We start from the raw sequence: 25,550 nt of genomic DNA, 5'->3' as shown, positions 1-25,550 counted from the left end.
TGCTTTGAAAAGCAGGCTTTCTGTTTTTGTACTTAACGCTGTCCTCAAAATTCGGGCGTGTACTTCACGCTGAACATCACATTGCGCGGGTCACCAAAGTTGTTGTTGCCGTTGAGCTGGTTGTACGCGGCGGTGTAGTAGCGCTTGTCGAACAGGTTGTTGGCGTTCACCGCCAGGCCGATTTCCTTGCTCAACTGGTAACCGAGGCGGGCGCTCCACACGGTGTAACCGCCGACATCGTAAGTGTGTTCATAACCGAGCGTATGGCTCTGGGTGGTGAAGCCCAAACCTGTGCTGACGCGTTCCCAGTCGCCGCTGAACTGGTAATCGCCCCAGACCCGCAGCATGTGTTTCGGCGTCCAGGTGCTGAAGACCTTGCCTTCGTTGTCCGGGTCATCGAGGTACTTGGTGGTGTTATAGGTGTAGCCGGCGAACAGTTGCAGGTTGTTCAGGACTTCGCCGCTGATCTCGGCTTCGATCCCCTGGCTGCGGACTTTGCCGGCGGCGTTGGAGCAATACCAACCGTCGCAGACCATGCCCGACGCGAGGTCGTTGATGGCGCGGTTTTCCTGGTCATAGCGGAATAGCGCCAGCGAGGTATTTACCCGGCCATCCATCAATTCGCCCTTGAGGCCGACCTCGTAGTTGCTGCCAACCACGGGCTTAAGCGTGGCGCCGCTCGCGTCGCGGTTGGTCTGTGGCTCGAACACATCGGTGTAGCTGGCGTACACGGCCCACTCGCGGCTCAAGTCGTAGACGATGCCGGCGTACGGTGTGACGACGCCGGTTTCCGTCACGGTGCTGTCCGGTTGCGCGATCGCAGGGTTGAAGGCTCTTTGCGTCGCGTACTGATAGCTGTAGTCATACCAGCTGACGCGCGAGCCGAGCACCAGGGTCAGCGGCTCGATCGGCTTGATCCGCCAACTGCCATACAAACCTTTCTGGCGGATCTCGTATTTGCTCGGCGTGGCTTGACCGCCCGCTGTGTTGAGAATCCCTTCGTAGCTGATGTCCGGTCGATCGTGATCGATGCCGAAAATGGTATCGGTGGTGTTGTTATTGAAGGTTCGGGCGATTTTGTCGTCGCTGGTGTATTTCGAGTAGTTGCCGCCGAGCATCACTTCATGGGCCATGGACAAGGCTTCGAAGTGGCCGGTGACGTTCATGTCGAGACCGAGCTTGGTCGCGTCGAAATCGGTGACGAAATCGGCGTATTGAATGCCGCTGCCATCGGCGTTGATCCCGTCGCCGCTGGTTTGCAGGCGCTGGCTTTTGCCCTTGTTGGTTTCGTCCATGCGCACCGCGCCGACCTTGAACGCCCAATCGTCGTTGAAGCGGTGCTCGAGATCGGCGTAAAGCGTGGTGACGTCGATGTCCAGATGGTTCCAGCGTGCGCCGCCGTAGGTCGAGCGCGGCACATTCAGCGGCTTGCCGTCGGCGTAGCGGGGCAGGCCACGAATCATCGGGCGTGACTCGCCATCGGAGTTGCTGATGGCCAGACCGAGGGTGGTGTCGTCGCTTAGATCGAAGTCCAGTGCGCCGTAGAGCGAGTGGGTTTTACTCCATTCGTAATCGACGAACGACTGGCTCTGGTCTTCGTCGGCGACAAAACGACCACGTACCGTGCCGCTGCTGTTCAGCGGGCCACCGGCATCCAGTTGCAGGCCGTAGTGATCCCACGAGCCGGCCTTGCCGGTGATGGTCACGGCGGGCTTGTTCTGGCCGCGCTTGCGCACCAGATTGATCGCGCCGCCGGGGCTGCCAGTGCCTTGCAGCAGGCCGGAGGCGCCGCGCAGAATTTCCAGGCGATCGAAGAAAATCAGGTCCTGTGTGGCCCAGTTGCCCAACGCGTAGGTGTTGCGCGGGATCGGCACGCCGTCGTACTGCCAGTCGTCGATCTGAAAACCGCGCGAGGTAATGATCATGCCTTTGCCCACGCCCTGCAGGCCGACCAGGCCGGTGGTTTTGTTGACCGCGTCTTTGAGATCGACGAGGTCCTGGTCGTCCATCTGCTTGCGGGTCATCACCGTGACCGATTGCGGAATTTCCTTGAGCGTGTGCGTGCCTTTGCCGATGGTCACGGCGCGCGCGGCGTAAGAGCCGGAGCCTTCGGTGGTGGCGTCGAAGCTGCGTTCAACGATGTTGGTGGCATCCAGTTGCAACGCCGCATTGCTGTCGATGGCGGGCTCGACACTGAAGTTGCCTTGCCCCGTGACGCGTAGCTGCAAACCACTGCCCGCCAGTGCTTTTTGCAGCGCTTGCTCGGCCGGCATTTGCCCGATGACCGCCGGCGCACGTTTACCCTGCACCAGCGCCGGCTCCAGGGAAATGATCTGCCCGCTCTGGCCGGCAATGGCGTTGAGCGTACTGGCCAGAGGGCCGGCCGGCAGGTTGAACGTGAGGTCTTGCGCCAGCGCTGAAGTCGTCAGCGTTGCCAGCGCAATAGCGACGGAAAGGGTACGGGGCCACGAGTTGAACACAACGTTCTCCTGTTTTTGTGAAAGTGTCAGGAGATAGGTCGGATGAGAAATGAAAACCGGACACAAACAAGAATGGTTTTCATAAATAATTTTTGCGCATCAGTTTTTGCCGATCAACGTCAGCCATGGGCTGTAGTGATCCACGCGAATCGGCAGGGTCTCGGCCAGTGCAGCGAGGGTTCGTTCGGGGTCGTCGAGCGGGAATACGCCCTGAACGCGCAAGTTGCGCACGTCGGGGGCGACGCGCACGAAACCGCGACTGTAAGGACGTAAGGCGTCAACGACACGATCCAGCGACTCATCGAGAACGTTCAATCGGCCGTTCAACCATTCGGCGCGGCGCTGCTCATCGCCGCTGGCGAACGTGATGCTGCGTGAAGAGAGCACAACGGACTGACCTTCCCGCACCACTTGCGCGGTGCCATCGAACAGCCGCGCTTCGACCGAATGTTGCAACACTACAAGACGACTGGCGTGTTGTTCCTGAGCAACGAGGAATCGCGTGCCCAACGCGCGCATTTCGCCCTCGGCGGTGCGTACGATCAGCGGCCGGCGCGGGTCGGGGGCGACATCGATGATCAACTCACCGTGACGCAGAATGACCACGCGTTGCTGGTCATCGAAGCGCAGATCCACGGCGCTGTCAGCGTTCAGGCTCAGGCGACTGCCATCGGCCAGATTGAAACTTTGCCGCTGGCCGCGTCCGGTATGCAGATCGGCCAGCAGCGACTCGCCGAACTGGCTTTTGCTACCAAGCCACAGACTGCCACCGAGCAAACTGATGCCGGCGAGCACGCGCAGTGCATCGCGGCGCGAAGCGTGTGGCTGCAAAAGCACTTGGCGAGCCTCACTGGCCTGACCGGGCAAACGTCGATCGAGGGCGCGAACGGTGTTGAACGAGCTACCGAGACGGTCCTGCAATTTCTCGAAAGCCTGACTGTGCGCCCGGTCCATCGCCAGCCACGTATTGAAGCGTTCTTGCAACGCTGCATCAGGCGTACCGGCGCGAAGTCTGACCATCCAGTCGATGGCTTGCTCGCTGACCGCATCCAGGCATGGCTTGCTCATGGCGCCATCTCGCACAGATAACACTGACGCAACGCCTGTTTCATGTAACGGCTCACCGTGCGCTCCGAAAGCCCCAGTTTCTGCGCAATCGCCACATAGCTCAGGCCATCCAGTTGGCTATAGAGAAAGGTGGTTTTGACGATCAATGGCAAACCGTCGATGGCGCGGTCGATGGTGACCAGCGCTTCAATCAGTTGCAGCTGTTCCTCGGGCGAGGGCGCCAGTGCCTCGGGCAGTGCCGACAAGCGCTCAAGGTAAGCCAGTTCCAGCTTGCGCCGGCGGTGACGGTCGAACATCAGCCGTCGGGCAATGGTCGACAGATAGGCGCGCGGTTGCTCGATGCTGTCCGGATCGACACGCGCCGCCAGCAACTGGCAAAACGTATCGGCAGCCGTGTCCTCGGCGTCCGCGTGGTTGCGCAGGTGTCGATTGATGTGCTGCAACAGCCAACGATGATGATCGCTGAAAAAGAATCCCAGCTTGCTGGACGGAGGAGAGTGCACGGGTGGGCTTTCTGGATGTTAGTGAGAATACATCTCAATATTACCCGTGCGCAGAGAGTCAGTGCAATCTGGCCTCAGGATTCAGCATTGACCACGACTGCGCCGCTTTCAGGCTGACGGCCATTGCGCTGGGTTTCCGGCACCCCGACCCCAAGCAACACCACCGCCACCGCCGCAATCCCAGCCAGTGTCAGAAACGCCGCGCTGTAACCGGCTTCCTGCACGACGAATCCGGCGAGGCCGTTGCTCAGTGCCGCGCCCAGCCCGAACACCGTGGTCAGTGCGCCAAGGCTGACGTTGAAGTGGCCGGTGCCTTGGGTGAGGTCTTTGACCATGATCGGAAACAAGGCGCCGAACAGACCGGCGCCGACACCGTCGAGCAGCTGCACCGCGACCAGCCAGTAAGCATCGTCCGACAGCGTATAGAGCACACCGCGCAACGGCAGGATCAGGAATCCGGCCAGCAGCAGCGGCTTGCGTCCCCACAGATCGGCTTTCGCCCCGACCAGCAATGCCGCCGGCACCATCACCAATTGCGCCGCGACGATGCAGGCCGAGGTCAGCGGGGTCGCCATCTGCAAATTGGCTTGCGCGAGTTTTTGACTCACCAGCGGCAACATCGCCGCATTGGCGAGGTGGAACAGTGCGCAGCAAATGGCGAACAGCAACAGCGGCCGGTTGCTCAGCAGCACCGACAAACCGGAAGGCTGGCGGTGGCTGGCGTCGGCCGGATCCAGTCCACGAGCCAGATCATGGTCGATGGCGGCTGGCGAAACGCAGGCGATGGCAATGACACTGGCCAACGCCATGGCCGCCATCAGATAGAACACTGCCACCGGGCCGAACAGGTAGGCAAATATACCGGCCAGCAGTGCGGCGCAGGCATTGCCGGCATGGTTGAAGGTTTCGTTGCGCCCGGTTCGGCGCGTAAACGCTCGCGGCCCGGTCATGCCCAAAGTTATTGCGCAGATGGCCGGGGCGAATATCGAGGCGGCCATTGCGCTCAAGGTTTGCGTCAGCGCCACCCAAGTGAACGACGTCACGAACGGCAGCAGCAGGCAACTGCCGGTTACCAGCAGCGCGGCGATCGCAATCAACGCACGTTTGCGCCGGCTGTTGTCGACCCAGGCACCGGCGGGTGTCTGGGTGATCAGCGCGGCGACCCCGGCGATGGTCATCACCAGCCCAATGCTGGCCGGCTCCCAGTGATGCACTGCCAACAGGTAGATGGCCAGATAGGGGCCGAGGCCATCGCGCACGTCGGCGAGGAAAAAGTTCAGGCTGTCCAGGGACAGGTTGTTGCGGCGATCGAGGTCGGCGGCCACGGCGGTGTCTTCAATGTTCGAGGTTTGCGGATGGATTCAACCTCAGCAAGCCTAATGACCTGCGGCCACGAATATAAGTTGCAGGCCGCTGCCGTGTCGTTGTGAAACAACGCCAAGTGGCTGAAAACGACGTTCCGTCATACGTTTGCTGCACGTTCGACGCGCTACTTGTATCCTTGCGCCGGTCGAGGACATACGACCGCTGTTATTGCCTTGAATCAGTAACGGCCGGAACCGGAAACCGGACTTTCCATTAGGTACTTTCGTGAAGCGTGATACCCACCTCGTCATCCTCTTGCTGCTGGTCATCGGCTGCTCCCTGGCGTCGCTGACCATCTGGAAAGTGCTGTCTTCGCGCGATCGCGCGCTGGAGGAAGTCAACGTGCACGGGTTGAACCTGACCCAAGCACTCGAAACCTATTCCGAAGGCATTGTCCGGCAAAGTTCGCTGCTGTTGCTCGGGCTGGTCGAACGCCTGGAAACCGAAGGCAGTGGTCCCGCGCAGATTCAGCGCCTGAGTGCCCTGATCAACCGCCAGCAACCGCTGATGCCACAGCTCAGCGGTATCACCATCTATGACCGCCATGGCCATTGGCTGATGTCGTCGAACCGGCCGATTCCGGTCGGTGCCAAGAGCAGTGATCGAGCCTATTTCATTCATCATCGCGCCGATCCGAGCCGCGAACCCTTTATCGGGCCACCGATCCGCAGCCGCTCTAATCAGGAGTGGGTGATCACCGTCAGCCGCCGCTTCAACGATGATCGCGGCGAGTTTGCCGGGGTCGTCGCCGTGACGCTGGGCGTGGAAAACTTTCTGCGCCTGTTCGGCAAACTCGACATCGGCCAGGACGGTGCCATCGGCTTGTCCTATACCGACGGTACGTTGCTGGTGCGCTACCCCTTCCGCGAGCAGGACATGGGCCGCAACTTTTCCAAGTCACCGATCTACGCCAAGTACCTGGTCGATCAATCGGTCGGCACCGCGTCTTATACCTCCAGCCTGGATGGCGTCGAACGCCTCTACGCCTTCCGCAAAAGCGAGAAGTTGCCACTGATCACCACGGTCGCCATCGGCAAGCGTGAAGCGCTCAAGGCGTGGCGAACCGAGGCACTGCTGTCGGCGGTGGTGGTGGCGGGGCTGTTGGGGCTCACCGGTCTGATCGGTTGGTTCTTGATCCTCGACATCCGCCGTCGAACCCAGGTTGAAGGCGAACTGCGCATCGCTCAGCAGCAGTTGCTCGGCTCCAATCGGCAACTCGAGTTGTTGGCCATGAAGGATGCGCTGACCGGGCTGGCGAATCGACGCTGCTTCGACCAGACCCTGGCCACTGAGGCGCGTCGGGCAAAGCGCGACGGTTCGTCACTGGCCTTGCTGATGATCGATATCGACTATTTCAAGCGCTTCAATGATGCCTTCGGGCATGTTGCCGGCGACGCTTGTCTGCAAACCGTCGGTAGCGTGCTGGATGAGTGTGTGCGGCGACCGTCGGACCTGGTGGCGCGCTACGGCGGCGAAGAGTTCGCCGTGATCATGCCCGACACCGATATGGCTGGCGCTGCGGTGGTGGCGCAGCTGATTATCGAGCGCCTGCAGCAAGCCAACATTGCCCACCCCACCAGTCCGGTGGCTCGTGTGAGCCTGAGCATCGGCATCGCCGCTGCGCACGGTCCGCACCTGGAGCCGGTGAGCGCTCTGATCGAGTGCGCCGACCAAGCGCTGTATCAAGCGAAAACGGCAGGGCGCAACAGGTTCATGACATCCGCTGCGCAACCCTCACTCAACGTCGATGGACAGCAGGCCACCGACTCGTGACACCAGCGTGTCGACGGCAAACGGTTTGGTCAGTACCTGCATGCCCGGGCCGAGCTGACCGTTGCCGATCACTGAGTTTTCCGCGTACCCGGTGATGAACAAAGTCTTCAGCCTCGGCCTGATTTCCCGGCCCGCATCGGCCATCTGCCGGCCGTTCATGCCGCCCGGCAAGCCGACATCGGTGATGAGCAAATCGATGTGCGCGCTGGAACGCAATACTTCCAGTCCCTCAACGCTGTCGGCCGCTTCGAGCAGGTTGTAGCCGAGGTCTTTCAGCACGTCTTTGAGCAGCGTTCGAACGGTGGGTTCGTCGTCGACAATCAGGATGGTCTCACCGGCCTTTGCCGGCAGGGTTGCCGAGTTTTGCGTGTCATCGTGATTGCGTTGCGTTTCGCCGCGGTAGCGCGGCAGGTAAATGCAGATGATGGTGCCTTGCCCCACGGTCGACTGCACCCGCACCTGGCCGCCGGATTGCTTGGTGAAACCGTAGATCATCGACAGCCCCAGCCCGGTGCCCTGGCCCAGTGGTTTGGTGGTGAAAAACGGGTCGAAGGCCTTGGCCATGACCTCCGCACTCATACCGGTACCGGTGTCGGCAACCGACAGGCACAGGTATTGCCCTTCGGGCATCTCCCTGATGCGCGCCGATTCAGCATCGAGGGTTCGATTGGCGGTTTCAACGGTAATGCTGCCGCCATCGGGCATCGCATCGCGGGCGTTGATGCACAGGTTGAGCAAAGCGTTTTCCAGTTGGCTGGCATCGACCAGCGCCGGCCACAGATCGGCGGCAACGACTGTCTTCAGGCGAATGCTCGGGCCGACGGTGCGCTGGATCAGTTCGGTCATGCCGGCAATCAGCGCGTTGACTTCAGTCGGCCGAGGATCGAGGGTCTGCCGGCGGGAGAACGCCAGCAGGCGATGGGTCAGGGCGGTCGCGCGTTTGGCGGCGTCCTGGGCGATCAGCATGTATTTGTCGATGTCCTTCAGACGACCTTGGGCGATGCGTTTTTCCATCAGCTCCAGAGAGGCACAGATCCCCGCCAGCAGGTTGTTGAAGTCATGGGCCAGACCGCCGGTGAGTTGCCCTACGGCTTCCATTTTCTGCGATTGGCGCAACTTCTCTTCGGCCTGCATCAGTTCTGCGGTGCGCGCCGAGACCCGTTGTTCCAGTGTGTCGTTGAGCGCTTTCAAAGCGGCGGTGACCCGGTCGCGTTCGTCTTCGACATTGCGCCGGTCTTCGACATCGATCAGCACGCCGGGAAAGCGTAAAGGCGTGCCGTCCTCGGCGCATTCGACGCGTCCGTTGGCTTCGATCCAGGTGTATTTGCCATCCGCACCGCGCACTCGGTACTGGTGCGAATAGGCGCCACCGCGGGCAAGGGCGTCATTGATTGCCACTGTCAGCCCCTCGCGGTCATCGGGGTGCACGGTGACGACCACTTGCTCCAGGCTCAGACCGTCACGGCCCAGTGCCGGGTCAAGGTTGAAGACCCGGGCGAAAGCTTCGTCGACGTAGAAACGATCGGTGGGCAAGTGCCAGTGCCAAGTGCCGATAATGGCGCCGGCGGCCAAGGCCAGTTGGACCCGTTCGACGTTTTCCCGAGCGATCGCCTCGCTTACGCGCAAGCGTTCCTGCGCGTCGCGGCGCTCGGTGACGTCGCTGAAGAAGATCGCAATCTGTCGATCGGCCGGGTCACCGACACGGACGGCGCGTACGTCGAACCAGCGTTCGAAGGTGTTGGCGTAGTTCTCGAAGTTTGCCGGCTCGCCAGTCTTGGCGACGTGGCCGTAGGTCTCGAACCAGAATTTCTCCAGGTTGGGCGCGAACTCGGTGACCCACTTGCCCCGCAGGTTGACCCCGGCCTGACGCTCGAACGCCGGGTTGGCCTCAACGAAGCAATAATCGATGGGATAGTCGTCGGCGTCGAATTTGACTTTGACGATGGCGAACGCGGCTTCGATGGTTTCCAGAATGGTGCTGAAGCGCTCTTCACTCTTGCGCAGTGCGGTTTCGGCACTGCGTGAACGGGTCAGGTCGAGCATGGCCCCGATCATGCGTTCGGCTTTGCCGTCGGCATTGCGGATCAGATGCCCGCGGTCGAGCACCTCGGCGTAGGATCCGTCCTGACAGCGGAAGCGGTACTCGGCACTCCAGGTGGTGCCTGTGCCCGCCATCGCCGCCCGAATCGAAGTCTCTACCCGCGCGCGATCCTGCTGGTGGATCTGCGCAAAGCGCCAGTCACACGTCGGTTCGATGGCGCTGGGGGCATAGCCGTACGCCTGTTCCAACGCGTCGTTCCAGACAATCTGATGGGTTGTCAGATCCCAGTCCCAGACGGCGTCGCAGGTCGCTTTGACGGCCAGGCGCAGGCGCGTGACCTCGGACTCAAGCTCCTCGCGAGTAAGCTGTTTCAGGATATCCACCCCTCATGCCTTGATTATTGGTCTGCGTTCAATAGGCGTGTTTCAAGCGAACACCCAGGTTGCTTCGTAAGCTTTGTGAGCCATTGACCCGGGGCGTCCTGTTTAAGTTGCACGCGAGGCACGGGCGCGTGCGTTTTCATAACGAGTCACCGTTATCCAGCGTGTCGAGCAACTGTTGGCCGCGTTGCCACAGTGCCTGTTGTTTGGCTGGCGGCATGCGGTCGAGGTTTTTGTACATCATCGCCATGCGCTGATTGCCCCGTAGAAGGTCGGCGTGGCGCATCAGGAAATGCCAGTACAAAGCGTTGAACGGGCAGGCGTTGTCGGCTGTGGTTTCGCGCACCGAGTAAGCACAGTCGCGACAGTAGTCGGACATCCGGTTGATGTACTGGCCGCTGGCGCAATAAGGCTTGGAACCGAGGTAACCGCCATCGGCGTGCATGACCATGCCGAGGGTGTTGGGCAGTTCGACCCAATCGAACGCGTCCATGTAAATCGCCAGATACCATTCGCAAATCTGCTTCGGCGCGATGCCGGCGAGCAGGGCGAAATTGCCGGTGACCATCAGGCGCTGGATGTGATGGGCGTAGGCGTGTTTGAGGCTTTGGCCGATGGCCTGGCGCATGCAATTCATTTTGGTTGCACCGGTCCAGTAGAACTCCGGCAATGGCCGCTGGTTGGCAAATGCATTGCCCTCGGCGTACTCGGGCATGTGCAGCCAGTAAACGCCTCGGACATATTCGCGCCAGCCGATCAGTTGGCGGATGAAACCTTCGGCAGCATTCAGCGCAATGCTGCCGGACCAATAGGCCGACTCCACATCAGCGCAGAGCTGGCGCAGGTCGAGCAAGCCAATGTTCAGAGCTGCGCTGATACGAGCATGGAACAGAAACGGCTCGTCGCTGGCCATGGCGTCCTGATAGTCGCCGAAGCCGGCCAGGGCGTAGTCGAGAAAGTACGCCCAGAGCGCCTGCGCATCGGCGTGCGTCACCGGATAGTTGAAGTCCTCCAGACTGCCGTAATGACTGGCGAAACGGTGTTTTACCAAGGCGAGGACTTCGACGGTGATTGCATCGTTGGCAAAACCGGCCGGGTAGGGTGCCTTGACGGTTTTCGGCAAAGCTTTGCGATTCTCGGCGTCAAAGTTCCACGCGCCGCCGACCGGCGTGCCGTCACCGTTGAGCAACAGGCGACTTTTGCGGCGCATCTCGCGGTAGAAGAATTCCATGCGCAACTGTTTTTTGCCTGCGGCCCAGGCGCGAAACTCATCGCGGCTGCACAGAAATCGGCCGTCGGCGTGCCAGTGGATCGGCACACCACAGTCCTTGAGCGATTGCTCCAGGCGCCAGTCTCCGCACTCCGTCACGTGCAACTCGCTGGCCTGCAACAAAGCCTGCCAGCGCTTCAGCTCGCCGGGCACCGAGCCGCTGTTCTGCGGGTCGTCGAGGGCCACGTAATGCACGTGGATGCCTTGGTTCTCCAGCGCCTGAGCAAAGTGACGCATGGCACTGAAAATCAGCGCGATCTTCTGCGGGTGATGGGCGACATGGGTGGCTTCTTCCATGACCTCGACCATCAGCACACGGTCGTGTTCGCTATCCAGTCCGGCCAATGACGCCAGATCAAACGATAACTGGTCACCCAGCACCAGGCACAACCGACGGGTTTTGTTCATTTCACGAATTCAACGTAATGAGCAGCAGGCTGCTGAGTGGACGTTTATGTATTAAGTCCAGATAGTTGTACAAATTGTAGTATGTGTATAGGTTTTTTGTAGGGGATTGCGCAATTCAGAGCAATTGCGAGGCGCGCTTGTGATGAACGCTCCCGCTGTTGCAGGAGCGCCTTACGCTGTCAGGAAGGGTTTAGCCGGTATAAACGGGGTAGTCGGTATAGCCTTCGGCGTTGCCGCCATACACCGTCGCCGGGTTCAGTACATTCAACGGCCAGTCATTGGCAATGCGCGCCGGCAGGTCGGGGTTGGCCATGAACGGGCGGCCGAACGCGACCAGATCCGCCAGCCCGGAGTCGAGCAGTTGCGCCCCGGATTCGGCGGTGTAGCGCCCGGCGTAAATGATCGCGCCGCTGAAGGTTGCGCGTACTGCCTGACGAAACGTCAATGGCATCGCCGGGGCGTTGTCCCAATCGGCTTCGGCGATCGACAGATAGGCGATGCCCACGTCCTGCAGCACTTTGATCGCTTCGATGTAAGTCGTGTGCGGGTCTTCCTCGACCATGCCCAAATAGGTCCGCGCTTCATCAGTGGTGGTGAACAGCGGGGCGAAGCGCACGCCGACTTTTTCCTTGCCGATGCATTCGGCAACACCGGCCACCACTTCGCGCAGAAAGCGCAGGCGATTGTCCAGCGAGCCGCCGTACTGATCGGTGCGCAGGTTGCTGTGGGCCGAGATGAACTGGTTGACCAGATAGCCGTTGGCGCAATGCAGTTCGATGCCGTCGAAACCGGCATCCATCGCGTTGCGCGCAGCCTGGATATACAGCTGCACCAGCTCCTGAACTTCATCAGTGCTCAGTGCGCGAGGTGCTGACGGTGGAACCAGTTCACCGGCGCCGGGCGCGGTTTCGATAAACACGCTGACGCGGTCGGTGGCCACGGCGGAGGCTGAAACCGGAGCTGCGCCGTTGGGCTGCAACGCGGTGTGCGAGACACGGCCGACGTGCCACAACTGGGCGAAAATCACTCCGTCCACGGCGTGCACGGCGTCGGTAACTTTGCGCCATCCGGTGATTTGCTCAGGCGTATGAATACCCGGCGTCCACGCATAACCCTGGCCACGAGGTTCGATTTGTGTGCCTTCGGTGACCAGCAGACCGGCGCCGGCGCGCTGTTGGTAATACTCGGCCATCAGCTCGTTGGCGATATTGCCCGGTTGCGTGCTGCGCTGGCGGGTGAGGGGCGGCAGGACGATACGGTTTTTCAGGGTGTGATGACCCAGTTTGGCGGGGGTGAAGAAACTGCTGTGGTTCATGGATGACCTTGCTCGTGGCTTATTAGACCAGTCGTCTATTGGTTGGGCGAAAAAATAACGCCGGGCAAGACGCACCGGCGTTTGGAAGGGGTGTACGAGGGTTTAGCCGAGCATCTTCAGCAGTTTCTCGGCGACGGCGGCGGAGCTGGCCGGGTTCTGGCCAGTGACCAGTTGCCCGTCGGCGACCACATGAACCTGCCAGTCAGCGACTTTCGAGTAATAACCACCGAGACGCTGGAATTCGTCCTCGATCAGGAACGGCACCACGTCCGTCAGGCCGACTGCTTCTTCTTCGGCGTTGGTGAAACCGGTGACCTGGCGATGCTGCACCAGCGGTTTGCCGTCCGCGGTCAGGACATGACGCAATACACCGGGTGCATGGCAGACAAAACCATGGGGTTTGTTGGCGCGGTCAAACGCTTCGATCAACGCGATCGACTGCTTGTCTTCGGCCAGATCCCACAGCGGGCCATGGCCACCCGGGTAAAACACGGCATCAAAGTCATCAGCGTTGACATCGGCCAAGCGGCCGGTGTGGGCCAGTGCCTGTTGTGCGGCCGGGTCCTGGCGGAAGCGATCGGTCTCGGCGGTTTGAGCATCAGGCTCATCGCTTTTCGGGTCGAGCGGCGGCTGGCCACCGGCTGGCGAAACCAGGGTGACGTCGGCGCCGGCGTCCTTGAAGGCGTAGTAGGGCGCGGCGAATTCTTCCAGCCAGAAGCCGGTTTTCTTGCCGGTGTCGCCGAGTTGATCGTGGGAAGTCAGAACCATCAAGATTTTCATAGAGCACCTTGCGTAGGTTGGGCGTCTTCGATTGGGCGAAACATTCGCGCATCGGCCACACCGGTCAGAAAACGTTTGTCGGGGCGCAGCATAGATTCCAATTAGACCAGTCGTCTAGTAATTTTTTATCCGAAGGTTTTTCATCGACAGGTATGGCAAACTTCCGTTCCTACGAAAATACGACTGGTCTATTGCCTGGTAATTCGCGCCCCATGAAACCGACCTACGACGACACCCGCCAACACTTGCTCGACACCGGCCACCGGATGATGGCCGAAAAGGGCTTCACCAGTGTCGGCCTCAACGAGATCCTGCAAACCGCCGGTGTGCCCAAGGGTTCGTTCTATCACTACTTCAAATCCAAAGAACTGTACGGCCAGGCATTGCTGGCGGATTACTTCGTCGATTATCTCGCTGACATGGAACGGCGCCTGACGCTGCCAGGCCTGAGCGCCTACGAGCGGCTGATGGATTACTGGCAGGGCTGGCAGAACCGCTGCACCCTCGAAGGCCACGGCGATGAGTGTCTGGTGGTGAAACTCAGTGCCGAAGTCGCCGACCTGTCGGAGTCGATGCGCCTCACCTTGCGTGATGGCGCCGAGCAAGTGGTGGCGCGCATTGCGCTTTGCATCGAACAAGGTCAGGCCGAAAACAGCCTGCCCAAAGGCGATGCCCGGCATCTGGCGGAAACCTTGTATCAACTGTGGCTGGGCGCGAGTTTGCTGAACAAGTTGCAGCGTACCGGGCAGTCGCTGGAGACCTCGATGGCGATGACGAAAAAACTATTGCACGTTTGACCAAGGTTCTTGTGCGACGCAATGGGTGACCTGCCTGTCGGCACGCGATCGGTTAAACATACGAATGGGAATAAGTTTCAATACCGTAACGCTTGGTATACCATCGCCGCGTTTTGCTGGCGGTTTTACCCTTCGTTCTGGCCTATTCGTAAGGTTTCATTTCATGCGTCGTACTCTGCTTTCAATTTGCGTGCTGCAGGCGTTGTCCCCTTCCTCATGGGCCGAACAGGCCGAATCAACACCCGCAGCGCTAGAACTGGAGGCGACCGACGTGGTCGGTACAGCGGATTACGAGCGGGCCGACGGCCCGGTGCAGGGTTATCGCGCTACACGTTCCGCCAGCGCCACGCGCACCGACACCTCAATCCATGAAACCCCGCAATCGATCAGCGTAGTGACCAAAGATGCGGTCGAAGACCTCGGCGCCACGCGTCTGCAAGACGCGCTGGATTACGCCGGCGGCGTGGGCCGCGCGAACAATTTCGGCGGGCAGGGCCTGACCACTTTCACCGTGCGCGGTTTCACCACTGGCGAGTTCTACCGCAACGGTTTCCCGATCAATCGGGGCTACCCGAACATGCCCGACGCCAACACCATCGAGCGTCTGGAAGTATTGCGCGGGCCGGCAACCATGCTCTATGGCCGTGGCGATCCCGGCGGCACCTTCAACGTGGTGTCCAAACAGCCGTTGGCAGAGCGCACGGTCACGTTGGGCAGTCAGTTGAACGATCAAGGCATGAAACGCGGCACGCTGGACGCCTCCGGCCCGCTGGATGAAGAGGGGCGTCTGGCCTATCGACTGAACGTGGTGGGTGAGGGCGGCGACACCTTCCGCGATCATGTCGAGACCGAGCGCTACGGCGTGACGCCGGTGCTGACCTGGCAGGCCAGCGATGCCACGCGGGTGATCTTCGAGGGTGATTTCATGCGCAACAATCACCCGCTGGATCGCGGCGTGACGCGTTACGCCAAACAGATCGGCACCGCCTCGCGGGATACGTTTTTCGGTGAGAAAGACGCCGGCAAATTGCACAACGACAACAACATGGCGCAACTACGCTTTGAACATCTGCTCAATGATGACTGGACGCTGGGCGGTGGTTTCCAGTGGCTCGACGGCTCGCTTGAGGGCAATGCGATCGAGGCCAACGGCATTGCTGATGACGGTCGAACCCTGGGGCGTAACTTCAACTACCGCAAACTGGAGTGGACCGACAAGGACACTCAACTCAATCTGACCGGTCATTTCAGTACCGGCGGCTTGCAGCACACCTTGCTGACCGGCATCGAATACGAAGATTACGATTACAAGTCGATCATTCAGCGCTCCAGCGGCGCGGTCGGCGCCTACCCGATCGATATCTTCGATCCGGTCTACGGCCAGCCGCGTCCGGCACTGACGCGCACGCCAACCCACGACAAGGAAAATCTCAAGACTTACGCCGCGTTTGTGCAAGATCAGGTCGCGTTGACCGAGCGTCTGAAGGTCTTGGCCGGCGCACGTTTCGAGCGTTTCGAGCACGACTATGAAACCTATGTGCCGGGCGGCAAAAACTGGCAGGCCAGTGACAACGCGGTGACCCCGCGCCTCGGCGTGACCTACGACCTGACCGAGACCCTGGTGATCTACGCCGATACCGCGCGCTCGTTCAAGCCCAATACCGGCGCGAGTCGTACGGGCGGAGGCTTCGCACCGGAGAAGGGCAAGTCCTACGAAATGGGCATCAAGTGGGAAGCGCTGGACCATCAGTTGAGCGTGGATGCGGCGATCTATCAGATCGAAAAGCGCAACGTGCTGACCACCGACCCGGTGGATTCGACCTTCAACGTCGCCGCCGGAGAAGTGCGCAGCCGAGGTTTTGACCTGAACGTCGCCGGCAACCTGACACCCGAGTGGCGGGTGATCGGCGGCTACGCCTACGTCGATGCCGAGGTGATCAAGGACAATGTGATCCGCTCTGGCACGCGCCTGATGAACATTCCGCAGAACAGCTTCAGCCTGCTCAACGTCTACGAGTTTCAGGACGGTGCACTGAAAGGCCTGGGCCTGGGCACCGGACTCAAGTACGTCGACCAGCGTGCCGGGCAAACCGCCAATACCGCGTTCTCGATGGACAGTTACACCGTTGTCGACCTGCTCGGCTTCTACAAGGTCAACGAGAAAGTGCGGCTCAACCTTGACCTGAAAAACCTGTTTGACTGCGATTATGAAGAGGGCGCGTTCGGTAACGTCTACGCCTATCCAGGTGCCCCAAGAACCGTGCAGGTGGGGATTTCCTACACCTTGTAAACCGAGCTCGATGCTGCAACCGCAGCCCCTCACCCCAGCACTCTCCCGGAGGGAGAGGGAGCCGACCGAGGTGTCTTGCGTTATGCATCGACCTGAAAGATCGCGTCGATTACGCGGGCATCGGCAATGCTTGGCGGTATTGAATTCAGCGGCGCTATTGCACGTCGGCGTTCATCGCCAATGTCCCCCAATCGGTCCCCTCTCCTGAGGGAGAGGGCTAGGGTGAGGGCAGCGGCTTCGGCACATGCCCGTTAGTGAGCGGGTGCTCGAACGCAGGATGCAGGCGGCGCGCAATTTCCTGCTCAACAGCACGCGCTCGGCGAGGCGGCGCGATTGTGGTCGCTAGAGATTGTCCTTTTTGAGTTGACGGATAAACGCTTTTCAGCCGATTTATCCCGTCCCTGTGCGTCAGTAATCTGTACCCAACTTGAACGCAACAACAACTTCAAAAACTCAAAAGGGACGCACACCATGACCACTCCAACCTACAACCGCCTCAACAAAGACGACGCCATCGTGCTGCTGGTCGACCACCAGACCGGCCTGATTTCCCTGGTGCAGGACTTCTCGCCAAACGAGTTCAAGAACAATGTGCTGGCCCTGGCGGATCTGGCGAAGTTCTTCGAACTGCCAACCATCCTCACCACCAGTTTCGAACAAGGCCCGAACGGCCCGCTGGTGCCAGAGCTGAAAGAGATGTTCCCGGACGCGCCGTACATCGCTCGTCCAGGCCAGATCAACGCCTGGGACAACGAAGATTTCGTGAAGGCGATCAAAGCCACCGGCCGCAAGCAGATCATCATTGCCGGTGTGGTAACGGATGTCTGTGTAGCGTTCCCGACCTTGTCGGCGCTGGCAGAAGGGTTTGATGTGTTTGTGGTGACCGACGCTTCCGGCACTTTCAACACCACCGTGCAACAGGCTGCATGGAGTCGCATGACCCAGGCCGGTGCGCAGATGATGAACTGGTTCTCGGTAGCCTGTGAGCTGCACCGCGACTGGCGCAACGATATTGAAGGCTTGGGTAATCTGCTGTCGCAGCGCATCCCCAACTACCGCAACCTGATGAACAGCTACTCGGCGCTGACTGCTCAGCAGAAGTAGCCTGCGCGCTGCAAACGAAAGCCTGCCCTGAAAAGCAGGCTTTTATTGTTTGTGTTGCGCCGATTTAATCAGCCTTAACCGGCCCACTCATCACGAAACTGCAGCAGAAAATCAACAAACGCCCGCACCCGTTGCGGCACATACCGGCCATGCGGGTAGAGCAAGGTGTAAGGTCGCGAGCGCCCGGCGTACGGCTGAAGAACCTCGACGAGGCTGCCGTCCGCCAACTCCTTTTCGACAATGAACTTGTAGGTCTGGAAGACCCCGGCACCGTGTTTGGTCAAGGTAACGCCACCGAGCACATCGTCAGAGCAGGAGTAGCCGCCGTCGGAGATCACTTCACGGTCTTGGCCGTTTTCCTGGAACAGCCAGGAGATCCGCCGCCCGCTGCTCGGCAGTTCGAACTGAATGCATTCGTGTTGCACCAGGTCTTCCAGAGTCTTCGGTATTCCAGTTTTTTTCAGATAGTCGGGGGAGGCGACCACCACCAGTTTTGCATCCTCCAGCAGTCGCGCGACCATGGTCGAATCTGGTTGCGCGCGGACGCGGATCGCCAGATCGTAGCCTTCACCGACAAAGTCGATATTGCGGTTGCCCAAGTGGATATCGACGGTGACGTCAGGGTAGAGCGCGCGGAATTTTGGCAGCAGTGGCAGGATGCGATGATGCCCGTAAGTGGTGGGCAGGCTGATGCGCAACAGCCCTGAGGGTGACGACTGTGCGCCCATGACTTCTTGTTGCGCTTCGACCAGTTGCGTCAGCGCCTGGCTGCACTGGACGAAAAAGTTTCTGCCCGCTTCGGTCAAGCGAATGCTGCGCGTGGTTCGGGCAAACAGGCGCGAACCCAAGCGCTGTTCCAGACGCAAAATCGACCGGCTCACCGCTGCCGGCGTCACACCCGCAAGCTGGGCGGCGGCGGTGAAACTGCCGGCTTCAGCGGCGAGGCAAAAGAGTTCGATGCTGCCTAACTGCAAGTCTTCAAAGTGGCGCTTCATGGGATAAGCCTGAGGATCAACTGACGGTTCATCTTCAGGCTTATCTCATGAAGCGGCACCGCCGGTACACACCGACGATGCAGCAGGGAGGAGTCAATGGCCAGCGCTTTGACCACCGTCGACATGGAGGATTTCGCCAGTGACGAAGTTCGCGCCGTCCAGGTAGAGGATCGCCTGCACGATGTCGTCGATCTCACCCATATGCCCGACCGGGTGCAGGCTGCCGAGGGCGGCGTGAGTTTCTTCGCCGTGCATCGGCGTTTTGATGATGCCGGGCGATACCGCGTTGACCCGAATACCACGCTTGGCGTACTCGATGGCCAGAGACTTGGTCGCCGCGTTGATGCCACCCTTGGTCAGCGAAGCGAGCACCGACGGTACGCCGTCAATCGCGTGGTCGACCAGGCTGGTGGTGACGCTGACGATATGGCCGCTGGCGTTTTTCTCCATTTCGGCAATCGCCAGTTGCGAGATATGGAAGAAGCCGCTCATGTTGGTCGCCACCACTTGTGCGTAGTCTTCCTTGCTGTATTCAGTGAAAGGCTTGGCGACAAATATCCCGGCGTTGTTGACCAGCGTATCGATACGGCCGAAATGTGCGACGGCTTCACGGATCACGCGCTCGGCGGTCTGCGGGTCGGCGATGTCACCGGCGACGGCGAGAATGTCCGGGTCAGTGGACGGTTTGATCGAGCGGGAGGTCGCGACCACCTGATAGCCGCGCTCACGGAATCCCTTGACCAGGCCTGCGCCAATGCCTTGCGAGGCGCCGGTAATCACTACAACTTTCTTGGACGTGCTCATGATGTTTCCTCATGCAATCTGGATGGTTTGAATAAACGGATTTCGAAGGTCAGGCGTGAGCCGCAACCTGTGCTGCCTGACGTAGCGCTTGCTCGTAATAAGCAACGGATTGGGAACCGGGGATGACCTGTTTGTCGTCGATCACCACGGCCGGAACCGAATCGATGCCGCGTTGCTGATAAAACCGTTCGAGTTCGCGCACTGGCTGGCTGAACTCAGCGGTGGCCAGAAGCGCTTGCGCACGCGGGCCGTCGAGTCCGACTGCTTCTGCCAGCGTCACCAGCGTGGCGTGGTCATTCGGGTTCTTGCCGTCAGTGAAGTAAGCCTTGAGCAAGGCCCGCTTCAACTCACGCTGACGTCCTTGTGTGGCGGCCCAGAACAGCAGTCGATGGGCGTCGAAGGTGTTGTGGAAATGGCTGCGTTTTTCCAGGTCGAAGTGAAAACCGATCTGCTCGCCGCGTTCGATGATCATTGCGTTACGGTCCGCCACTTGCTCAGCGCTGCGCCCGTATTTGCGCATCATGTGTTCGATGGCGTGTTCACCTTCGGCGGACATGTCCGGATTCAGTTCGAACGGTTTGTAGGTCAGTTCCACGTCGACTTCGCCTGCCAGGTTGCGGATCGCTTGCTCCAGAGCGGTGGCGCCCAACGCGCACCAGGGGCAAACGACATCCGAGACGAAATCGATTTTCACGGCCCGGTTCATGACTGCGAGTCCGCCAACTGTTGGCGATACTCGGTGGTGGTGATGCCGGCATAACCCCAGTTATCGGTGTCGACTTCTTCGATCACGATATGGGTGAGTTTCGGATCCTTGTGCAGCACCCGCTCCATCGTTTCGGTGATTTCCTTGATGACCTGGGTTTTCTGCTCCCGGGTCACGCCGTCACGAGTGATACGTACGCTGATGAAAGGCATTTGGGGTATCTCCAGTCGCTGGCCCGTCGGAGTGATGGGCGGCTGTTGGAGAGGACTTTAAGAGGCAGGCGGGAATTGATAAATGGGGCTTGAGGTACATCATTTGTGATGTGGTGTATCAAATGAGGGCGTGAAGATTCAGGTTATCCTGGCGCGAAACGCTGGCGCTCAGGCCAGCAGTTCGTTAATCCAGCGTGCTTGTCGGGTGATGTCCTGCAGCTTTTGCTCAGGCAGATTGTGCTGCACGCGAGCGAGATGGCTCAGGGTCTTTTGCTTGTGGCGGAGTTTGTGCTGCCACTTGGTCAGGAATGCGGGGCTGCGGGCCTGCATCTGCAAGGGGCCGAAGTACAGCTCCTTGTCGGTATAGGTCACCGGTTCGGCACGTTCGGCGACGATGATTTCGTAGTCGAAGCGGTTTTCCCGCAGCACTTCTTCGCTGAGGATGCGGTAGCCGTTTTCCATCAGCCACTGGCGCAAGGGTTGTTCACCGCCGTTGGGTTGCAGGATCAGACGTTCCTGGCCGCTGAGGTGAGCCTTGCCGCTGTCGAGGATGTCGCGGATGGTTTCGCCGCCCATGCCGCAGACGCTGACGGCGGTGATGCCATCGCAGGCTTTGATCGCCGCCAGACCATCAGCCAGGCGCACGCTGATGTGCTGTTGCAGATCGTTCTCGCGCACGGTGCGTTCGGCCGCGTGGAACGGCGTCGCCGCAACCTCGCCAGCCACCGCCGCAGTGATCAAACCACGACGCATCAGTGCCACCGGCAGATAGCCGTGATCCGAGCCGATATCGGCCAGTCGCGCACCGGCAGGTACGTGGGCAGCCACGCGCTCGAGGCGCATGGACAATGTCTGTTCGTTCAACGGCAACCCCTTAATGGCAGGCAAAGGGGTGCGACTCTGGCGAGCAACGCCGGGCCTGTCAAATCCCGGCGACGGAATTCAATGGCCCATTGGCCGAGCTTAATGGCCAATGGGCGCTGAGGTTTAGCCGGCCAACGTTGCGTTATCGATCACGAAACGATACTTCACGTCACCCTTGAGCATGCGCTCGTATGCGTCGTTGATCTGGTCGGCGCGGATCAGTTCGATGTCGGAAACGATGCCGTGCTCGGCGCAGAAATCCAGCATTTCCTGAGTTTCCGGAATGCCGCCGATCATCGAGCCGGCAATCGTGCGGCGCTTCATGATCAGGTTGAACACATTCGGCGACGGGTGCGAGGTGGCCGGCGCACCGACAAGCGTCAACGCGCCATCACGCTTGAGCAGCACCAAGAATGCGTCGAGATCGTGCGGCGCCGCGACGGTGTTGAGGATCAAGTCGAAACTCTTGGCGTGGGCGGCCATTTCTTCGGCATTACGCGACACCACCACTTCATCGGCACCCAGCGCTTTGGCCGCTTCGCGTTTGGATTCGGAGGTGGTGAACGCCACAACGTGGGCGCCCAGGGCGTGGGCCAGTTTGATGCCCATGTGGCCGAGGCCGCCGATGCCGACCACACCGACTTTTTTGCCCGGGCCAGCATTCCAGTGGCGCAACGGCGAGTAGGTGGTGATGCCGGCACACAGTAGCGGTGCGACGGCGGCCAGTTGCGCTTCGGGATGACGGATGCGCAGCACGTAGCGTTCATGCACGACGATGTTTTGCGAGTAGCCGCCCAGCGTCCAGCCCGGTGCATCCGGGGTCGGGAAGTTGTAAGTGCCGATCATGCCGTCGCAGTAATTCTCCAGCCCGCTTTCGCAGTCATCGCAATGTTTGCAGCTGTCGACGATGCAACCGACGCCGACCAGATCACCGACTTTGAAATCCGCGACGTGCGCGCCGACAGCCGAAACACGACCGACAATTTCGTGCCCCGGTACGCACGGGAACTGCGTACCGGCCCATTCCGCCCGTACCTGGTGCAGGTCGGAATGGCAGATGCCACAGAACGCGATATCGATCTGCACATCATGGGCGGCCGGCGCGCGGCGGTTGATCTGCATCGGCTCAAGGGGTTTGTCGCCAGCGTGGGCACCGTAGGCTTGAACAAGCATGGGAACATCCTCAATCGGTTTGTGGTAAGGCATTGTTGCTTTTTCAGGGCCGCGGGCAGTAGTGCATTCCTGTGCAATCCTTGCCTGATCCTGTGCGTCGTTGTGACATTGCGCGGACAGACGCTCGTGGCGTTTGCAGGTAATCTCCCGGTTCACTGACGACAACAAAATCAAAACAGGAGTCATTGATGCAACCAATCCGTCTCGGTCTGGTGGGCTACGGCAAGATCGCCCAGGATCAACACGTCCCGGCGATCAACGCCAATCCCGCTTTCCACTTGGTCTCCGTCGCCACTCAAGGCAAACCCTGCGCGGGCGTGGAGAACTTCCAGTCCTTGAGCGAGTTGCTGGAAAACGGTCCGCCGGTGGATGCGATTGCCTTCTGTACGCCGCCGCAAGGTCGTTTTGCGCTGGTGCAGCAAGCACTGGCCGCCGGCAAGCACGTGCTGGTGGAAAAACCGCCGTGTGCCACCTTGGGCGAGGCGCTGGCGCTGGTCGATCAGGCTGCCGGGCAGGGCGTCAGCGCCTTGTTTGCCTGGCACTCACGCTACGCGCCAGGCATCGAAGCCGCCCGCGACTGGCTCGCCTCGCGCACCCTGCAAAGCGTGCAGATCGACTGGAAAGAAGACGTGCGCAAATGGCACCCCGGTCAGGCCTGGATCTGGCAACCCGGCGGCCTCGGCGTATTCGATCCGGGCATCAATGCCTTGTCGATCGTCACTCATTTGCTGGCACTACCGTTGTTTGTCGAATCGGCTGAACTGCGCGTACCGAGCAACTGCCAGTCGCCGATTGCTGCGTCGATCAAAATGGCTGATGCGCATCAACTCGATGTGCGTGCGGAGTTCGACTTCGACCATGGGCATGATGAGCTGTGGAGTATCGAGGTGCGTTGCGCTGAAGGCGTGTTGCGCCTGGATAACGGCGGCGCGTTGTTGAGCATTGACGGTGTGCGCCAAGCGGTGTCGGAGGAGGGTGAGTACGCAGCGGTGTATCGGCATTTTCAGCAGTTGATTGGCGACAAGGCCAGTGACCTGGATGTGCAGCCGTTGCGCTTGGTGGCGGACAGTTTTTTTGTGGGGAGTCGGGTGTTGGTTGAGGCGTTTTACGACTAGTGCACCTTCAGCGCTCACCGCTACACACAACGAAAAAAGCCTGCCCTGAAAAGCAGGCTTTTCGTTTGTGGCGTGACCGTCAATGCGACGAAACATACTCCGACGGTGTGGTTGGCAATGGCAGTGCATACGTTGCCTTCATCCATTCGATCTCTGCCTGTGGCGTCCTGCCGAAGAAGCGTTTGAACTCGCGACTGAATTGCGAAGCACTTTCATAGCCCACGTTGAAGGCGGCTGCCGACGCACTCATGGCCTGGCGCAACATCAACAGGCGCGCCTGATGCAAACGCGTCGACTTCAAATACTGCATGGGTGAGGTGTCGGTCACGCTGCGAAAGTGCAGGTGGAAGTTCGGCACGCTCATGCTCGCTTCATGGGCCAGTTGCTCGACGTCGAGTCGCTGTTGATAACAACTATGGATCTTGCGGATCGCACGACTCACTTTGCCGAAATGTCCCTGCCGGTTGAGCGCGGCGCGCATGGAGCCACCTTGCTCGCCGGTCAGGATGCGGTAATAGATTTCCCGCAACAGTGCCGGCCCGAGGATTTGCGCTTCGCCGGCAACGCTCATCGCTTCCAGAAAACGCAGGGTGGTTGCCCGCAGTGAAGCGTCCATCGGCGAGGCATACATACCTTTTGGCGGGGCATCGCTTGGGCCATGCACGTCATCCACTTGCAGCATCAACCCACTGGCCAACTGGAAATCGAGGTGCATGTAGATCGCGAGCATCGGCTCGGTCTCAGTGGCATCGGTCTCCATGGTGAAGGGGATCGGCACCGAGACCACCAGATAATGCTGGGCGTCATAGACGTAGGTGTCCTCTCCCAGATAGCCGCGTTTGCGGCCCTGGCAGAGAATCACGATGCCGGGGTCATACAGCACCGGGGTGCGCGTCAGGGGGCGATTCGAACGCAGGAAGCGCACGCCTTCGAGGGCGCTGAGGTTGTAGCCCTCGATCGGTGCGAGGGCTTTCATGAGCTGCACCATGCGCGCGGTGCCTGCATCGACCTGCGTCATCACATCCTCTCTCAATGATCGGTGGACCGGCTCAGCGCTTCCCATTGGTCAATCTCGCTGGCAGCATTTTTCAGTTTGTCACGGACCAGACGCAAGGCGTCACTGCCCAATAGCAAATGGGCCGGTGGTGTCGGACTGGCGATGATCTGCAGCATCGCTTGGGCAGCCTTTTGCGGGTCGCCGAGTTGCTTGCCGCTTTTCTCTTCGCGGGCTTTGCGGATCGGATCGAAACTGGCGTCATAGTCGGCAATGCTGCGCGCGGTGCGTTGCATCGAACGGCCCGCCCAATCCGTGCGGAACGAACCCGGTGCGACGGCAGTGACGAAGATGTTGAACGGCTGCAGCTCCTTGCTCAGGGTATCGGAGATCCCTTCGAGCGCAAATTTGCTACCGCAGTAGTAAGCGATGCCCGGCATGGTAATGCTGCCACCCATGGAGGTGATATTGAGGATATGCCCCGCACGACGCTGGCGAAAGAAGGGCAGAAACGCTTTGATCACCGCCACCGCGCCGAACACGTTGACGTCGAATTGACGACGCATGTCTTGCAGCGGTGATTCTTCGAAAATGCCTTCGTGGCCATATCCGGCGTTGTTGACCAAAACGTCGACCGGACCGTGAGTGGCTTCGACCTGCGTAACGACGCTGTCGATCCGCTCGAAATCAGTGACGTCCAACACCACCCCGTAAGCGTTGTCCGGGGACAGTGCCTGGAAGTTTTCCAGATCTGTTTCATTGCGCACAGTGCCGATGACACGGTGGCCGTTGGCAATGGCTTCTTTGGCCAGCGCATGGCCGAAACCGCTGCTGACGCCGGTGATGAACAGGGTTTTAGCGTGAGTCATGTCGAGCTCCCATTGGGTCAGGTCTGAGTCCATGGTAGCGATCAGCAAACGGGGCACCTATGCCGGTTTATCTTCGAGCATTGCCTATTCCTATCGGGCTGAACGTCTACGACGGACGCCATTAAACAGAGAAAGACTGCCATGACGGACGCGCCTCGATACGAGCTCAAGAGTGACAGGACCGGTCCCCGAAGATAGTAACGGCGTGCTCGTTTCAGCTCGTGCTCGCGAATTGTCTCGCAAC

21 protein-coding genes are annotated in these 25,550 nt (G+C 60.0%); 5 read left to right on the top strand and 16 right to left on the bottom strand.

The features are described from left to right. Window positions 1–44: 44 nt before the first annotated feature. The 4 genes from H8F23_RS01240 to H8F23_RS01225 form a co-directional block, all read right to left on the bottom strand. The gene (locus tag H8F23_RS01240) at window positions 45–2,480 is read right to left on the bottom strand and encodes a TonB-dependent siderophore receptor (RefSeq protein ID WP_194933129.1); all 2,436 of its coding nucleotides are present in this window, start codon (window positions 2,478–2,480) and stop codon (window positions 45–47) included. 99 nt (window positions 2,481–2,579) lie between these two features. Beyond that, window positions 2,580–3,548 carry a FecR domain-containing protein gene (locus H8F23_RS01235; RefSeq protein WP_194933128.1) on the bottom strand — a complete coding sequence of 323 codons (969 nt, stop codon included), beginning with the start codon at window positions 3,546–3,548 and terminating at the stop codon, window positions 2,580–2,582. Next, complete coding sequence (locus tag H8F23_RS01230) at window positions 3,545–4,051, bottom strand: sigma-70 family RNA polymerase sigma factor (protein ID WP_194933127.1); 507 nt, start codon at window positions 4,049–4,051, stop codon at window positions 3,545–3,547. The genes H8F23_RS01235 and H8F23_RS01230 overlap by 4 nt, the downstream gene beginning before the upstream one ends. 74 nt (window positions 4,052–4,125) lie before the next feature. Continuing rightward, window positions 4,126–5,376, bottom strand: coding sequence for an MFS transporter (locus H8F23_RS01225; RefSeq protein WP_194933126.1), 1,251 nt, complete (start codon window positions 5,374–5,376; stop codon window positions 4,126–4,128). Window positions 5,377–5,641: 265 nt separating this feature from the next. Between H8F23_RS01225 and H8F23_RS01220 the strand changes: the two genes are divergently transcribed. Continuing rightward, complete coding sequence (locus H8F23_RS01220; RefSeq protein ID WP_194933125.1) at window positions 5,642–7,189, top strand: sensor domain-containing diguanylate cyclase; 1,548 nt, start codon at window positions 5,642–5,644, stop codon at window positions 7,187–7,189. Here the strand turns inward: H8F23_RS01220 and H8F23_RS01215 are convergent. The 4 genes from H8F23_RS01215 to H8F23_RS01200 all read right to left on the bottom strand — a co-directional run bounded on the left by H8F23_RS01215 (window position 7,151) and on the right by H8F23_RS01200 (window position 13,383). Continuing rightward, window positions 7,151–9,613, bottom strand: coding sequence for a PAS domain-containing protein (locus tag H8F23_RS01215; RefSeq protein ID WP_194933124.1), 2,463 nt, complete (start codon window positions 9,611–9,613; stop codon window positions 7,151–7,153). The two genes, H8F23_RS01220 and H8F23_RS01215, sit on opposite strands and share 39 nt — an antisense overlap. A gap of 136 nt (window positions 9,614–9,749) precedes the next feature. Further along, window positions 9,750–11,288, bottom strand: a complete 1,539-nt coding sequence (locus H8F23_RS01210; protein WP_194933123.1) for a cryptochrome/photolyase family protein — start codon at window positions 11,286–11,288, stop codon at window positions 9,750–9,752. Between the two features lie 190 nt (window positions 11,289–11,478). After that, on the bottom strand, window positions 11,479–12,603 hold the full coding sequence (locus H8F23_RS01205) for an alkene reductase (protein WP_194933122.1): 1,125 nt from the start codon (window positions 12,601–12,603) through the stop codon (window positions 11,479–11,481). A gap of 102 nt (window positions 12,604–12,705) precedes the next feature. Continuing rightward, window positions 12,706–13,383 (bottom strand): type 1 glutamine amidotransferase domain-containing protein, encoded by a 678-nt coding sequence (locus tag H8F23_RS01200; RefSeq protein WP_194933121.1) that lies wholly within the window; start codon window positions 13,381–13,383, stop codon window positions 12,706–12,708. A 212-nt stretch (window positions 13,384–13,595) separates the two neighbouring features. On the opposite strand from H8F23_RS01200, the gene H8F23_RS01195 reads away from it, so the two are divergent. From H8F23_RS01195 to ycaC, 3 genes are all read left to right on the top strand, one after another. Beyond that, window positions 13,596–14,180, top strand: coding sequence for a TetR/AcrR family transcriptional regulator (locus H8F23_RS01195; protein ID WP_194933120.1), 585 nt, complete (start codon window positions 13,596–13,598; stop codon window positions 14,178–14,180). A 163-nt stretch (window positions 14,181–14,343) separates the two neighbouring features. Next, window positions 14,344–16,470 (top strand): TonB-dependent siderophore receptor, encoded by a 2,127-nt coding sequence (locus tag H8F23_RS01190; protein WP_194933119.1) that lies wholly within the window; start codon window positions 14,344–14,346, stop codon window positions 16,468–16,470. A 471-nt stretch (window positions 16,471–16,941) separates the two neighbouring features. Further along, window positions 16,942–17,574, top strand: coding sequence for an isochorismate family cysteine hydrolase YcaC (gene ycaC, locus H8F23_RS01185; RefSeq protein ID WP_007916011.1), 633 nt, complete (start codon window positions 16,942–16,944; stop codon window positions 17,572–17,574). 74 nt (window positions 17,575–17,648) lie between these two features. Here ycaC and H8F23_RS01180 read toward each other — a convergent pair whose 3' ends face one another. The 6 genes from H8F23_RS01180 to H8F23_RS01155 all read right to left on the bottom strand — a co-directional run bounded on the left by H8F23_RS01180 (window position 17,649) and on the right by H8F23_RS01155 (window position 22,328). Next, the gene (locus tag H8F23_RS01180) at window positions 17,649–18,569 is read right to left on the bottom strand and encodes a LysR family transcriptional regulator (protein ID WP_194933118.1); all 921 of its coding nucleotides are present in this window, start codon (window positions 18,567–18,569) and stop codon (window positions 17,649–17,651) included. Between the two features lie 93 nt (window positions 18,570–18,662). Next, window positions 18,663–19,373 (bottom strand): SDR family NAD(P)-dependent oxidoreductase, encoded by a 711-nt coding sequence (locus tag H8F23_RS01175; RefSeq protein ID WP_095047870.1) that lies wholly within the window; start codon window positions 19,371–19,373, stop codon window positions 18,663–18,665. 49 nt (window positions 19,374–19,422) lie between these two features. Then, window positions 19,423–20,079: a DsbA family oxidoreductase gene (locus H8F23_RS01170; RefSeq protein WP_194933117.1), complete on the bottom strand. Its 657-nt coding sequence runs from the start codon at window positions 20,077–20,079 to the stop codon at window positions 19,423–19,425. Continuing rightward, window positions 20,076–20,291: a tautomerase family protein gene (locus H8F23_RS01165; protein ID WP_194933116.1), complete on the bottom strand. Its 216-nt coding sequence runs from the start codon at window positions 20,289–20,291 to the stop codon at window positions 20,076–20,078. Before H8F23_RS01165 ends, H8F23_RS01170 begins: the two co-directional genes overlap by 4 nt. Before the next feature lie 168 nt (window positions 20,292–20,459). After that, window positions 20,460–21,155, bottom strand: coding sequence for a tRNA (adenine(22)-N(1))-methyltransferase (locus H8F23_RS01160; protein ID WP_324187874.1), 696 nt, complete (start codon window positions 21,153–21,155; stop codon window positions 20,460–20,462). Window positions 21,156–21,278: 123 nt separating this feature from the next. Beyond that, complete coding sequence (locus H8F23_RS01155) at window positions 21,279–22,328, bottom strand: NAD(P)-dependent alcohol dehydrogenase (RefSeq protein WP_093431666.1); 1,050 nt, start codon at window positions 22,326–22,328, stop codon at window positions 21,279–21,281. 188 nt (window positions 22,329–22,516) lie between these two features. On the opposite strand from H8F23_RS01155, the gene H8F23_RS01150 reads away from it, so the two are divergent. Next, entirely contained in the window at window positions 22,517–23,443 is a 927-nt protein-coding gene (locus tag H8F23_RS01150) for a Gfo/Idh/MocA family protein (protein WP_194933114.1), read from the top strand. A gap of 79 nt (window positions 23,444–23,522) precedes the next feature. Here the strand turns inward: H8F23_RS01150 and H8F23_RS01145 are convergent, their stop codons facing one another. Together H8F23_RS01145 and H8F23_RS01140 are read right to left on the bottom strand one after the other, a co-directional pair. Next, window positions 23,523–24,461, bottom strand: a complete 939-nt coding sequence (locus tag H8F23_RS01145; RefSeq protein ID WP_194933113.1) for an AraC family transcriptional regulator — start codon at window positions 24,459–24,461, stop codon at window positions 23,523–23,525. Between the two features lie 11 nt (window positions 24,462–24,472). Then, the gene (locus H8F23_RS01140) at window positions 24,473–25,306 is read right to left on the bottom strand and encodes an oxidoreductase (protein WP_194933112.1); all 834 of its coding nucleotides are present in this window, start codon (window positions 25,304–25,306) and stop codon (window positions 24,473–24,475) included. Window positions 25,307–25,550: the final 244 nt, after the last annotated feature.

This window comes from Pseudomonas neuropathica, from assembly GCF_015461835.1.
Taxonomy (GTDB): Bacteria; Pseudomonadota; Gammaproteobacteria; order Pseudomonadales; family Pseudomonadaceae; genus Aquipseudomonas; species Aquipseudomonas neuropathica.
The sequence above is the reverse complement of the archived record's forward strand: the minus strand, read 5'-3'. Positions and strand labels throughout refer to the sequence as shown.

Bases quoted from the DNA above. Each gene is read 5' to 3' on its own strand.
- H8F23_RS01235 (WP_194933128.1), bottom strand. From the start codon at position 3,548: ATGAGCAAGCCATGCCTGGATGCGGTCAGCGAGCAAGCCATCGACTGG.
- H8F23_RS01210 (WP_194933123.1), bottom strand. From the start codon at position 11,288: ATGAACAAAACCCGTCGGTTGTGCCTGGTGCTGGGTGACCAGTTATCG.
- H8F23_RS01205 (WP_194933122.1), bottom strand. From the start codon at position 12,603: ATGAACCACAGCAGTTTCTTCACCCCCGCCAAACTGGGTCATCACACC.
- H8F23_RS01200 (WP_194933121.1), bottom strand. From the start codon at position 13,383: ATGAAAATCTTGATGGTTCTGACTTCCCACGATCAACTCGGCGACACC.
- H8F23_RS01195 (WP_194933120.1), top strand. From the start codon at position 13,596: ATGAAACCGACCTACGACGACACCCGCCAACACTTGCTCGACACCGGC.
- H8F23_RS01190 (WP_194933119.1), top strand. From the start codon at position 14,344: ATGCGTCGTACTCTGCTTTCAATTTGCGTGCTGCAGGCGTTGTCCCCT.
- ycaC (WP_007916011.1), top strand. From the start codon at position 16,942: ATGACCACTCCAACCTACAACCGCCTCAACAAAGACGACGCCATCGTG.
- H8F23_RS01180 (WP_194933118.1), bottom strand. From the start codon at position 18,569: ATGAAGCGCCACTTTGAAGACTTGCAGTTAGGCAGCATCGAACTCTTT.
- H8F23_RS01175 (WP_095047870.1), bottom strand. From the start codon at position 19,373: ATGAGCACGTCCAAGAAAGTTGTAGTGATTACCGGCGCCTCGCAAGGC.
- H8F23_RS01170 (WP_194933117.1), bottom strand. From the start codon at position 20,079: ATGAACCGGGCCGTGAAAATCGATTTCGTCTCGGATGTCGTTTGCCCC.
- H8F23_RS01165 (WP_194933116.1), bottom strand. From the start codon at position 20,291: ATGCCTTTCATCAGCGTACGTATCACTCGTGACGGCGTGACCCGGGAG.
- H8F23_RS01155 (WP_093431666.1), bottom strand. From the start codon at position 22,328: ATGCTTGTTCAAGCCTACGGTGCCCACGCTGGCGACAAACCCCTTGAG.
- H8F23_RS01150 (WP_194933114.1), top strand. From the start codon at position 22,517: ATGCAACCAATCCGTCTCGGTCTGGTGGGCTACGGCAAGATCGCCCAG.
- H8F23_RS01145 (WP_194933113.1), bottom strand. From the start codon at position 24,461: ATGACGCAGGTCGATGCAGGCACCGCGCGCATGGTGCAGCTCATGAAA.
- H8F23_RS01140 (WP_194933112.1), bottom strand. From the start codon at position 25,306: ATGACTCACGCTAAAACCCTGTTCATCACCGGCGTCAGCAGCGGTTTC.